The following is an 11,064-nucleotide window of genomic DNA, read 5'->3' as shown; positions in this document are numbered from 1 at the left end:
CTCGTCTGACCAGGGCGCTAGCTGAAAATCCCTTCACCCGTTAGCCTTTCGATGACGAGTCGCACCATCGCTCTCGCGAGGCCATCGCCGCGACCAACGGTGCCCACCGCGGGAAGGGTGATCTCCAGGACGGCTCCCTCATGCAGCGTAGGGCCCCGAGTCTGGTCGGGTGAAGTGCTGCTGGGCACGAAGACGAAAACCTTTCGTGTGGTGCGAACACCAACACAATGACCGGGTCGGCATAGAATATCAACTGTAATGAATTCTTCGGGCCCTCGGGGACGCAGAGCCGGCAAACCCGATACTCGCAACCAGATCCTCAACGTGGCCCGCCGACGGTTCCTGGAGGGCGGATATCAGGCCGTCACCCTACGATCCGTCGCCGCCGAGGCGGGTGTTGACCTCGCCCTGATCAGTTACCACTTCGGCGCGAAGAGAGGGCTGATCAGCGAAGCCCTCGCCTTGTCGGCCAACCCCGCCGACGTCATCGACCGAGTTGCCGCCGAGGGCGATCCCGCCACATTTGCCCAGCGCACCTTGCAAGGACTACTTGCACTGTGGGAAGAGCCTGATAGCGGCGCGCCGCTGCGCGCGTTGATAGCCGGTGCCGCCCACGACGCGGCGCTGGCAAGTCTGGTGAAGGAGATGGTGGAACGGGAAATGATCGACAAGGTCGCAACCCGGATAGGCGGAGCAGACGCCCACAAACGGGCCGCCGCCTTCTGCGGGCAGATCGCGGGCCTAGTCGTGACGCGCTACATCCTGCATCTCGAACCGGTCTGCTCTATGACGCATGATGAATTAATCCGCCTCTACACTCCTTTGCTGCGCCTCGCGTTGAAGCCAGCCACTCCCGCGCACGGTGGCGTCCGCTGAGCACCGGTGGTGGCCTTTTTTCACCGGGAACCCGCCCGCCGCCCGCGTCCCGGCCGACTCATCCCGCAGACGCTCGGTGCCGGCCACTGCTGGACGCCGTCGCCAACGCCGCGGTCACCATCGCAAGGCTGGAGTTTGTCCATCCCGCAGCGGTTTTGACCGACCTGGCGGCGCATCACCTGACCCGGTAGCCGCAGCGTGCACTGGGCGCGGTCCAAGTCCTCACCATCGACAGACCGACGCGAGACCGCGCACCGATCTAAGTCTAAGGTGTGAATCAGTCCCAGCACTGCTGGTGACCGGGAGGTGGGATGAATGCGCACACCGATACTCGTCGCCTCTGTTCTGCCAGCGGACTTTTCAGAACTCGGCCAGCAAGTCAAGCAACTGGAGAAGGCGGGCGTCGACCGGATCCAATGGGACGTGATGGACGGCCGATTCGTGCCCAACTTGACATTCGGGCCCGACGTTATCGCCGCCAGTCGCAGGCATGTGGGCCTCGGCTTTGAAGCGCACCTGATGGTCGACGATCCAGACCCGATGCTGCCGAGATGGGTCGAAGCAGGTTGCGAGATCGTTATCGTGCACGCCGAGTCGACTCGGCACCTACCTCACACACTTTCTGCGATTCGCGATCTGGGCGCGCGGGCCGGTGTCGCACTGAATCCCGCCACACCGATGCAGGCGGTGACAAACGTGCTGCACTTGTCCGACCTACTACTGGTGATGACGGTCGCCCCGGGCTTCGGCGGCCAGCAGTATCTAGCGGCGATGGAACCAAAGATCGCCGCGGCCCGCGCCGAAATCGACCGCCGCGGTTTGGAAGTCGAGCTGGAGGTAGACGGCGGAATCAACGCCGCGACGATCGGGGCCGCCGCACGCGCCGGCGCAACAGTCTTCTGCGCAGGCTCGGCGTTGTTCAACGGGCCGGGCACGATGGCCGACCGCGTTGCGGCGCTGCGCGAGGCGGCGGCCGCCGGGATGAAACACAATTGAGCATCGCGCCTGCGACCACCAGCCGTCGGCGTCCCATGCGTTGAGGATCGGATTTATCTAGTCAGCCACGTTAAATGTGTTGACAAGTAGCGGCTGTCGCCCAAAGATCCCCCCCGCGCGCCAGTGAGGGGGACCCCTTTGGTGGCGAATGTCCGATGCCATGTCGTTGCCGATTCTTCCTTGCCCGAACACCGGGCAACAGAGCCGCATTACGACTGGACCACTACGACGGGCTCACCTCACAATGGCTAAGCTAGCCGCCTCCACCGCTTCGGGCATGACCGCCGATGCGTGCCGCGCGGTCTACAACACCGGTTTGGAGCAGCGCCTGAACTACGCGGTGATTGGCGTAGGCATTCGGACGTGCGTTGGGTAGCCACGATTTTGCGGTGTTGGAGGCGGCCAGGGGACCATCGGATAGCAGTGAGGTGTCACACGCCCGATCGTTACGCACCGTCTTTAACCCGGATAGCGGAGTCGATCTCGTCGGCGGGGATCTGTTTGGTGCAGAAGAACCAGTCTTCGCATTCGACGCCTTCGACGTGGTCCTCCATTCGTTGCTTCGCGGTGCCGCACGAGCCTGCTGGGGGCACGATCACTGGGTCGCCGGGGCGCCAGTCGGCGGGCGTTGCGACGTGGAAGTGATCGGCCGTCTGTAGCGCCTTGACAATGCGCAGCAGCTCGTTGAAGTTGCGGCCGAGGCTTTGCGGGTAGTAGATGACGGTCCGGATCACACCCTTGGGGTCGATGACGAACACCGCGCGCACCGCCTTGGTGGTGTCCTCGCCCGGCATGACCATCCCGTACTTCTGGGCGATCGCCATTGACACGTCCTCGATGAGCGGGAAGGTGACCTCGACGTCGTGCATGTCGCGGAAGGCGATCTTGTCCTTGATCGTGCGCAGCCAGGCGATGTGGCTGTAGAGCCCGTCGACGGACAAACCCACCAGCTCGGTGTTGTAGGAGGCGAACTCCTCTTGCATCGTGGCGAACGTCATGAATTCACTGGTGCACACCGGTGTGAAGTCCGCCGGATGGGAAAAGAAGATAACCCATTTGCCGGCGTAGTCGGCAGGAAAGTTGATCTCACCCTGGGTGGTGACGGCAGTGAAGGCCGGGGCCGGGTCGCCGATGCGGGGCATGCCGGTGACAGGAACGGGGGCGAGACTCTCGGTGACGGTCATCGTGGTAATCCTTCCGTGGCCGGGGTGATACCACCTACAACAAATACCCGTAGGGGTATATTCCCGGGGCTTTGGTCCCGCACGTCACCTTCGCAGTCGCGAAGGCGATTCCTGTTGCAGCCCAACCGATATCGGGTCCCTATGGGTGCAGACCCGCGTGGAGCGCGGATTCATCGGCCACGTCGCGACGGCGGCTGACGTGGGCTTCGGCGCGGAGCCGTTCGACCATGTGGGGGTAGTGCAGTTCGAACGCCGGGCGTTCGGAGCGGATGCGGGGCAGCTCGGTGAAGTTGTGCCGCGGCGGCGGGCAGCTGGTTGCCCATTCCAGCGAGTTGCCGTACCCCCACGGGTCATCGACGGTGACGGGCTCGCCGTAGCGCCAGCTGCGGAACACGTTCCACACGAACGGAAGCATCGATACACCTAGGATGAACGCCCCGATCGTCGAGATGACATTCAATGTGGTGAAGCCGTCGGTGGGCAGGTAATCGGCGTAGCGGCGCGGCATGCCGTTGTTGCCCAGCCAGTGCTGCACCAAGAATGTGGTGTGAAAACCGATCAGCGTCAACCAGAAGTGCAGCTTGCCCAGCCGCTCGTCGAGCAGCCGACCGGTCATCTTCGGAAACCAGAAGTAGACGCCGGCGAAGGTGGAGAACACGATGGTGCCGAACAGCGTGTAGTGGAAGTGCGCGACCACGAAATAGGTGTCGGTGACGTGGAAGTCCAGCGGCGGGCTGGCCAGCAGCACGCCGGTCAGGCCGCCCAGCAGGAAGGTGACCAGGAATCCGATCGAGAACAACATCGGCGTCTCAAAGGTCAGCTGGCCCTTCCACATGGTGCCGACCCAGTTGAAGAATTTGATCCCGGTCGGCACCGCGATCAGATACGAGGTGACGGCGAAAAACGGCAGCAGCACGGCACCGGTGGCGAACATGTGATGCGCCCACACCGCCGCCGACAACGCGCCGATGGCGAGAGTGGCATACACCAGGGTGGTGTAGCCGAAGACCGGTTTGCGGGAAAACACCGGCAGGATCTCGGTGACGATGCCAAAAAACGGCAGGGCGACGATGTAGACCTCGGGGTGTCCGAAGAACCAGAACAGATGCTGCCACAACAGGACTCCGCCGTTGGCCGGGTCGTAGATGTGTGCGCCCAGGTGCCGGTCGGCGGCCAGCCCGAACAGCGCGGCGGTCAGCAACGGGAAGGCGATCAGCACCAGCACCGACGTCACCAGGATGTTCCAGGTGAAGATCGGCATCCGAAACATCGTCATCCCGGGTGCGCGCATGCACACCACGGTGGTGATCATGTTGACCCCGCCCAGGATCGTGCCCAGCCCGGCGACGATCAGTCCCATGATCCACAGGTCGCTGCCGGCGCCGGGTGAGTGGATGGCATCTGAGAGCGGCGTGTAGGCGGTCCAGCCGAAGTCGGCGGCTCCGCCGGGGGTGATGAAGCCCGCGATGGTGATCAGGGCGCCGAACAAGAACAGCCAGTAGGAGAACGCGTTCAGCCGGGGGAACGCGACGTCGGGGGCGCCGATCTGCAGCGGCAACACCAGGTTGGCGAAGCCGAACACGATCGGGGTGGCATACAGCAGCAGCATGATGGTGCCGTGCATGGTGAACAGCTGGTTGTACTGCTCGTTCGACAAGAACTGCAGACCCGGCGCGGCCAGCTCGGCGCGCATGAACAGCGCCAGCAGCCCGCCGACGAAAAACAGCGCATAGCAGGTGACGACATACATGATCCCGATCATCTTGTGATCGGTCGTCGTCACCAGCTTGTAGAGCAGCGTCCCCTTCGGGCCCAACCGGGCCGGAAACGGGTGGCGCGCTTGCAGCGAAGCAACAGAGCGAGCCTCTACAGTCATCAGCACTCCTGCCGATCGGACCGGTCTTGAACGGGCAGCTCCTCATTCGGGACAATTACCCCACGACTCTACCCCGGATAAGGCCGGAGTTGAAGGGCGGCGCAGCCGCCGTGACTATGCCCCCTGGGGTATGCGAAGATATCAGACACAGTGCTGGGAAGCGGTGGAAAATGCCAACAGCGCGCTCCACTGGCAAGGAGGTGCAGCGCGATGCCGCCATGGCGATTGCGCGACTTTCACGACGACGACCTTGATCAGGCGATCTTGGTGTGAGACCGGAGCCGCCACCCCGGCGACCCGCCGCCGGCCTTTCCGATCTCCGAGGTGGTGTCGGCAGCCAGGTCAGGACGGCCCGCGGTGGTCGCCGTCGTGGGCGACGAGTTGGTCGGTATTGCGGTCGTCGAATTCCACGGCGAACGGGCGTGGATTTCGCTCCTTGGCCTCAACAACCGGTGGCGCAATCGGGGCGTCGGCAGCGCGCTTCTGGGCGAGCTCGAATTGCGCTTGCGCGCGCTCGGCGCACGACGTGTTGGCGCGTTGCTGCCGGCGGAGGCGACCGGCGCGGCGGCGCTGCGCAACTCCGGTTACCGCGAGCGGACCGATCTGTCGTTCTTCGAAAAGGTCGACACCGTCGGCTCCTCGGACGCGGGTCTGCTGGCCGAACTCGGCGCCCAGACGATGCCCTGCGGCCTGTGGAACGCGATGGGGGGGATGGAATCGGAGAAAGAGATCGTGGAGCGGCGGATCGTGCTGCCACTGACCGAGCCGGACATCGCCGAAAAATACGGTGTCTCACCGCCGAAGGCGGTCATCTTGTTCGGGCCCCCGGGAACCGGCAAGACCAGCTTCGCCAAAGCCGTCGCAGGTCGGCTCGGCTGGCCGTTCGTCGAACTCCTGCCGTCGCGTCTGGCCGCACCAGACGTCGCTCTGGCGAGCGCCCTGCGAGAGGCATTCGTGACGCTGATGGAACTGGAAGCCGTGGTGGTGTTCATCGATGAAGTCGAGGAAATCGCGGGATCACGCTCGGGTGAGCGCTGCGATCCGGCGCACGGCGTCACCAACGAGCTGCTCAAATTGATACCCGCGTTTCGCCAGCGCGACGACCGGCTGCTGATCTGCGCGACGAACTCGGTGCGCTCGCTGGATTCGGCGTTTTTGCGACCCGGACGATTCGACTACATCATCCCGATCGGACCTCCGGACGCGACGGCGCGAGCCGCGATCTGGGCCAGATATCTCGGGCCGGCCGCCGATTCGGTCGATATCGACGAACTCGTCGCGGCCAGCGAGATGTTCACTCCGGCCGATATCGAGTTCGCTGCGCGCAAGGGCGCGCAATGTGGGTTCGAGCGAGAGATCGAATTCAACCGTGGCGAGCCGTCCCGCACCGAGGACTACCTCGCGGCAATAGCCGAGACCCGGCCCTCGCTGACCGAGGCGGTGCTCGCCGAGTTCACTGAAGACATCCACCAGCGGACCCGGCTCTGACACCCCCGCCAGACGGGCGCGCGCCGGCACGGTCTCGTCACGAAGCCACATTCCGTGCATAAACACCGCTGAGGTCACTGTCGCGGTGGATGCGGGTCGCTCGTCGACTCATCCGGCATGTCGAGGCCGTCGGTGAATGGGTGCCTCGTTGCGTCAACCCTCGAGCCGATCCAGCGGCACCCCGCAACTCACCCCCACGCCTTCCATCGCCTCTTCGAGCGGTACGTCGAGGGCACTGGCCACCGTGGTCGTGTAGCGCATCAACGCGACCGAGGCCACAATCTCCACGATCTGGGCATCGGTCCATCCGAGTGCTCGTAGGTTGTCGGTCATCTCGTCCGTGACTCCGGCCGGACGACGGCCGACCATCCGGGCGAAGTCCACTGCGGCGTTCTCCTTGTCGGTCAGACGGGGAGACGGTGTGCCTTCGATAAGCTCCACGCACTCCTGGCGGCTCCACTTCTTGCCCATCAGGGCGATCATGTGGGCCGCGGTGCAGTATTCACATTCGACCTCATAGGCGGTCACCGCGAAGAACACGCGCTTGAGTTCTTCGCGGATGCTCCCTTCCATCGCCGTACTCAGGCTCAGGGTCCACAACGCGTCTGTGGTCTCGGGCAGGTAATTCAGTCCCCGCTGCAGGCCGGGCACCATCTTGTAATACGCCTTCACCCTCTCGAAGACCTCACGGGTCCGTCCCTGAGCCTGGTCGGGGTCGATCAGGTTGATCCGCGCCATCACTGCCTCCTTAGGTTTGTTGGTTGATGTCGGTCATGCGCGCAGCTCGCGGTCCGGTCTCCACCGGCCGGCCGGAGTCGGCGCCCCATTCCATCCATGAGGCGTCGTAAAGGGCGGCGTTCTCGTGTCCCATGACGTGGAGCGCGAAGAGGGCGAAGGCCCCGAACACGCCACCGCCGCAGTAGGTGATGACACGGCGAGACGGCGCCAGCCCCACCGGCTCCCACAGCCGGGCCAGTTCGGTGGCGGACAGCAAGCGATGGGTGACCGCGTCCACGTGGGACGGCGCCGGCACGTTGTGGGCGGTCGGGATATGACCGGCCCGGTGGGTCGGGTACAGGCGAGCGGCACCGGTGTAGAAAATTTCCGGTAACGCGTCGACGATGCAGACGTCGTCGCGGCCGATGGCGTGGGCCACTTGATCGCCGTCGACCCGAAGCCCGGGTCGCACCCGCACGGTGAACGTCGCCGACGGAGGTTCGGGGATCTCGCTGTCGAGCGGGAATCCCTTCGCCTGCCAGCAGGTGAAACCACCGTCGAGCAGCATGACGGCGTCGTGGCCGTAGTAGCGCAGAGCCCACCACAGCCGGGCAGCCCAGGTTCCCCCTTGGCTGTCGTAGACCACCACCGTGGTCTCGTCGCCGATCCCGAGGCGACCCATCAATTCCTCGAACCGCTCCGGCGGCACCACCACGGACGGGTCATCGTGATCCGAGAGGTCGCTCATCACGTCGACGAACACCGCGCCCGGAATGTGGGCCTCACGATAGGCGTCCCGCTCCCCGGAGCCGACCAGCGTTCCTTGGGCAGCAGCCCGGATGGCGAAGCGGGCGTCCACCACCCGGACCGACGGATCGTCGAGATGCTCGGCGAGCCACTCGGGCGTGGCCAGGGCCTCAGGATTCCGGTAGGCCACGGTATCGGCCATCAGTTTGCTCCCGCCTGCACGTGGAGACTGTCCTTGGGTGTTCCCCGGCCCGCTGCGCCGGCCTTCTCAGCCACCATCGGTCGGACTCGCAGGATGCCGATCTGCAACCGGGGAACGGTAACGGCCGCACCGGCGCGGTCCATGCGAAGTCCAGACCGGCTGGTACGGATGGTCCAGTACTGAACACCGGGATCACGGAGCTTGGACACGCTGGTCTCTAGTCGATAGACGCAAGGGATGCTCCTGGGAGCTTGCAACGCTATTCGATGATTGTCAATATCTTGATATGCCAATTTCTCGGGATACCCCGATTGCCGAAGCTGCGGCACCTGCAGCGGCGAGGACCGAGGACACGAGCCCCTGTCCGCCGCTGGACCAGGCGATGTCCCGCGACGAGGCCGAACGGATTGCCAAGCTGTTCAAGGCCCTGGCTGACCCGACCAGAGTCCAACTCCTCGGATTGCTCAGAGGCAGACCGGGCGGGGAATGCGGCTACGACATGACCGGCCCACTCGGTATCTCCCAACCGAGCGTGAGTTACCACGTGAAGGTCCTTCACGAGGCAGGCCTGGTCACGCGGGAGCGTCGCGGAAGCTGGGTCTTCTACCGCATCTGTGAAGAACGGCTGGCCGAGATCCGCCGGGTGGCGGGGCTAACCTCGCCGGGCACCACTACCTGAGGGGAGCCGATCAAGGAGTCACGACCGGACCGCGCCTGGACTCCTTGGCGGCGGCGTGTCGCAGTGCTAAATCCGCCGACATCGTTAAGCTGAACGCCGGTCAACACCGTTGTAGGAGCTGGAGCCGTGTTACGCCGATACTTGCTTCGGCAATGTGTTGTGCGACGCGAAGCCGTCGACGCGAACGGGCCGCGCGGCAGCGCTGAGGGCGCATTTCCAGTTCTGGAGCCTCGTCACCAAGTCGAGCTGCACAACCTCACCGGCCGCATTGTTGAATGCCCGTTCGGGAGATCAATCGAACCCCGGGCGGATCGGTTGATCCCCTGCGGCGCATCCCCCCGCCTAGCGACGCGCGCGCCACCACGTCCAAGGGGATACATTTCCGACGTGTTAGCAACCTGCGCTGCCTATGCCGAAAACACCACTTGCTCAAGACCTTTTGGACCGGCCCCCGCGGCTGGAGCGATATCCAGTACCCGGACGGCACAGTGGAATGGACCAGCCCCACCGGCCACACCTACACCACCCGGCCCGGCAGCACTCTGCTATTCCCAGCCCTGTGCCAAGCCACCGCCGCACCGGCGGTAACACCGTCACCACCGACATCGACTGCCGACCGCGGCCTGATGATGCCTACCCGCAAGTGCACCCGAATCCAAGACCGCGCCCACCGCATCAACAGCGAACGTGCGCTCAACAAGGCGCCACCTTGACGAAGGCGGGCAACTAGCTCTTGAAGGGCAGGATCTTATTGAGCTGGTCGAGTTGCTTGCGCAGGTCGTGGATCAGCGCGGTGCCCTTCGCGGTCTGGGCCACGGCATATATGCCGTTCTGCTGCTGGGCCAGCTCCGCGATGTTCTCGTGGGCGACGCGCACAGACTCCAGCGTGCGCGCAAGCAGGTCCGTGGTGGACTCCGTCGTGGTCGCAGTGTCGTTTGCATAAGTCACGGCATCGGAGCTTATCGCCTCACGATAGGAACTGCGCGGAAACCGCGGGCATAATCTGCGACAAACATCGGCCGCGTCCGGCATAGTCACTCGACAACACGACGCGATGAGAAGGGGTCGACCGTGAAGCGCTACCTCACCGGGGGCCTGACCACCGCGCTGGCGGCCACCGGGCTGGCGGCCGGATGGCTGATCGCCTCGGCGCCGGCAGCCCAGGCGGGTTGTCAGGACAACCCACTGCTGTTCTTCTCCACCGCCCAGAAGTGCGACGGTCCGGTTCAGCCCGACGGCAGCTGGCAGCGCTGCGTCATCTATTACTACGAGCCGCCGAAATCACCGCCGTCGCAGCAGGACTGCCACTCGATGGCGCCCGGCCGGGATTACCCGCTGCACTCGTTCTACACGCCGGAAACCCACATCGACCCCTAACGGGGTTTAGTCCATGAGCTGCGCGGCCACCGTCGCGCCAAGCTCCCAGCACGCGTCCAGGTCTGGCTTGCCCGGCTTGCCCGACACCACCACGTAGTCGGCCGCTTTGACCCATCCCAGGCCCGTCGTGATGGAGTCGACGGCCCGTTCGGCGCCCTCGGTTCCTTCGTTGCCGTGCAGATAGAGGCCGAACGGCCTGCCGCGGGTCGAGTCCAGGATCGGGTAGTAACAGACGTCGAAGGCGTGCTTGAGCGCGCCGCTGACATAGCCCAGGTTGGCGGGGCTGCCCAGCAGATAGCCGTCGGCGGCCAGCATGTCAGTGGGCGACACCTCGAGCGCGGCGCGGCGCACCACGTCGACACCCTCGATCTGCCCGTCCGTCGCCCCGGACAGCACCGCCTCGAACATGGCCTGGCAGAACGGCGAAGGCGTGTGGTGCACCACCAGCAGTGTCTTGCTCACTGCTGCCCCTGCAGCGCGACCGCGGTCTTCATTGCCTCCCGCGCGCGTCGACGGTCCCCGGCGAACTCGTAGGCCCGGGCCAGCCGGTACCAGCGCCGCCAGTTGTCGGGGTCGGCGTCGAGTTCGGCGCGAACCGTGTGGAACAGGGCATCGGCGGCGTCGCGTTCGATGCGTCCAGAAGGCCGACGCGGCAAGGCGCCGGCGTCGAGTTCCATGCCATCCTCGGCGATCAGCCGCGACAGTCGCTGGTGGGCGAATCCGTCCCGCAGGGTGGCGATCATCGCCCACAGCCCGAGGAACGGCATGATCAGTAGCGCCAGCCCCATCCCGATCGCTGCCACCGAGCCGGAGGCGATCAGCAGCACCGCGATCCGGCCCAGAAACGCCAGATACATCAGCAGCGCCACACACATGAAGGCGATCAGCACCTTCACCCGCGTGGCCGGCGACACCTTTTTCA

The 11,064-nt window shown here is 64.8% G+C and carries 12 protein-coding genes and 1 pseudogene; 6 read left to right on the top strand and 7 right to left on the bottom strand.

Features of this window, described 5'->3' with window-relative positions; all coding sequences use genetic code 11:
- Window positions 1–258 precede the first annotated feature (258 nt).
- Complete coding sequence (locus tag NM962_15585) at window positions 259–876, top strand: TetR family transcriptional regulator (protein ID UVO11389.1); 618 nt, start codon at window positions 259–261, stop codon at window positions 874–876.
- Between the two features lie 315 nt (window positions 877–1,191).
- Window positions 1,192–1,872 (top strand): ribulose-phosphate 3-epimerase, encoded by a 681-nt coding sequence (gene rpe / locus NM962_15580; GenBank protein UVO11388.1) that lies wholly within the window; start codon window positions 1,192–1,194, stop codon window positions 1,870–1,872.
- Window positions 1,873–2,318: 446 nt separating this feature from the next.
- Here rpe and NM962_15575 read toward each other — a convergent pair whose 3' ends face one another.
- A complete protein-coding gene (locus tag NM962_15575) occupies window positions 2,319–3,014 on the bottom strand; it encodes a peroxiredoxin (GenBank protein ID UVO14760.1) in 696 nt (231 codons plus the stop codon).
- Window positions 3,015–3,195: 181 nt separating this feature from the next.
- Window positions 3,196–4,932 (bottom strand): cytochrome c oxidase subunit I, encoded by a 1,737-nt coding sequence (gene ctaD / locus NM962_15570; GenBank protein UVO11387.1) that lies wholly within the window; start codon window positions 4,930–4,932, stop codon window positions 3,196–3,198.
- 324 nt (window positions 4,933–5,256) lie between these two features.
- On the opposite strand from ctaD, the gene NM962_15565 reads away from it, so the two are divergent.
- On the top strand, window positions 5,257–6,420 hold the full coding sequence (locus NM962_15565) for an AAA family ATPase (GenBank protein UVO11386.1): 1,164 nt from the start codon (window positions 5,257–5,259) through the stop codon (window positions 6,418–6,420).
- Between the two features lie 153 nt (window positions 6,421–6,573).
- Here the strand turns inward: NM962_15565 and NM962_15560 are convergent, their stop codons facing one another.
- Both NM962_15560 and NM962_15555 read right to left on the bottom strand, forming a co-directional pair.
- Window positions 6,574–7,158, bottom strand: a complete 585-nt coding sequence (locus tag NM962_15560) for a hypothetical protein (protein UVO11385.1) — start codon at window positions 7,156–7,158, stop codon at window positions 6,574–6,576.
- A gap of 10 nt (window positions 7,159–7,168) precedes the next feature.
- On the bottom strand, window positions 7,169–8,086 hold the full coding sequence (locus NM962_15555; protein UVO11384.1) for a sulfurtransferase: 918 nt from the start codon (window positions 8,084–8,086) through the stop codon (window positions 7,169–7,171).
- 286 nt (window positions 8,087–8,372) lie between these two features.
- Here NM962_15555 and NM962_15550 point away from each other — a divergent pair, with 286 nt between their 5' ends.
- Together NM962_15550 and NM962_15545 are read left to right on the top strand one after the other, a co-directional pair.
- Window positions 8,373–8,765 carry a metalloregulator ArsR/SmtB family transcription factor gene (locus tag NM962_15550; protein UVO11383.1) on the top strand — a complete coding sequence of 131 codons (393 nt, stop codon included), beginning with the start codon at window positions 8,373–8,375 and terminating at the stop codon, window positions 8,763–8,765.
- 392 nt (window positions 8,766–9,157) lie between these two features.
- A pseudogene (locus NM962_15545) lies at window positions 9,158–9,478 on the top strand (hypothetical protein).
- Window positions 9,479–9,491: 13 nt separating this feature from the next.
- On the opposite strand, the gene NM962_15540 reads toward NM962_15545, so the two are convergent.
- The gene (locus NM962_15540; GenBank protein ID UVO11382.1) at window positions 9,492–9,713 is read right to left on the bottom strand and encodes a hypothetical protein; all 222 of its coding nucleotides are present in this window, start codon (window positions 9,711–9,713) and stop codon (window positions 9,492–9,494) included.
- 123 nt (window positions 9,714–9,836) lie between these two features.
- Here NM962_15540 and NM962_15535 point away from each other — a divergent pair, with 123 nt between their 5' ends.
- Window positions 9,837–10,142 carry a hypothetical protein gene (locus NM962_15535; GenBank protein ID UVO11381.1) on the top strand — a complete coding sequence of 102 codons (306 nt, stop codon included), beginning with the start codon at window positions 9,837–9,839 and terminating at the stop codon, window positions 10,140–10,142.
- Between the two features lie 6 nt (window positions 10,143–10,148).
- Here NM962_15535 and NM962_15530 read toward each other — a convergent pair whose 3' ends face one another.
- Both NM962_15530 and NM962_15525 read right to left on the bottom strand, forming a co-directional pair.
- Window positions 10,149–10,550, bottom strand: coding sequence for an NAD(P)H-dependent oxidoreductase (locus NM962_15530; GenBank protein UVO14759.1), 402 nt, complete (start codon window positions 10,548–10,550; stop codon window positions 10,149–10,151).
- 50 nt (window positions 10,551–10,600) lie between these two features.
- Entirely contained in the window at window positions 10,601–11,056 is a 456-nt protein-coding gene (locus tag NM962_15525; GenBank protein UVO14758.1) for a hypothetical protein, read from the bottom strand.
- Window positions 11,057–11,064 lie beyond the last annotated feature (8 nt).

The sequence above is a fragment of the Mycobacterium sp. SVM_VP21 genome, assembly GCA_024758765.1.
GTDB lineage: Bacteria > Actinomycetota > Actinomycetes > Mycobacteriales > Mycobacteriaceae > Mycobacterium > Mycobacterium heraklionense_C.
This window is presented reverse-complemented; position numbering and strand designations above follow the sequence as displayed.

Excerpts from the sequence above, each read along its gene's own strand:
- ctaD (UVO11387.1), bottom strand. The coding sequence starts at position 4,932 with ATGACTGTAGAGGCTCGCTCTGTTGCTTCGCTGCAAGCGCGCCACCCG.
- NM962_15550 (UVO11383.1), top strand. The coding sequence starts at position 8,373 with ATGCCAATTTCTCGGGATACCCCGATTGCCGAAGCTGCGGCACCTGCA.
- rpe (UVO11388.1), top strand. The coding sequence starts at position 1,192 with ATGCGCACACCGATACTCGTCGCCTCTGTTCTGCCAGCGGACTTTTCA.
- NM962_15555 (UVO11384.1), bottom strand. The coding sequence starts at position 8,086 with ATGGCCGATACCGTGGCCTACCGGAATCCTGAGGCCCTGGCCACGCCC.
- NM962_15560 (UVO11385.1), bottom strand. The coding sequence starts at position 7,158 with ATGGCGCGGATCAACCTGATCGACCCCGACCAGGCTCAGGGACGGACC.
- NM962_15530 (UVO14759.1), bottom strand. The coding sequence starts at position 10,550 with ATGTTCGAGGCGGTGCTGTCCGGGGCGACGGACGGGCAGATCGAGGGT.
- NM962_15585 (UVO11389.1), top strand. The coding sequence starts at position 259 with ATGAATTCTTCGGGCCCTCGGGGACGCAGAGCCGGCAAACCCGATACT.
- NM962_15575 (UVO14760.1), bottom strand. The coding sequence starts at position 3,014 with ATGCCCCGCATCGGCGACCCGGCCCCGGCCTTCACTGCCGTCACCACC.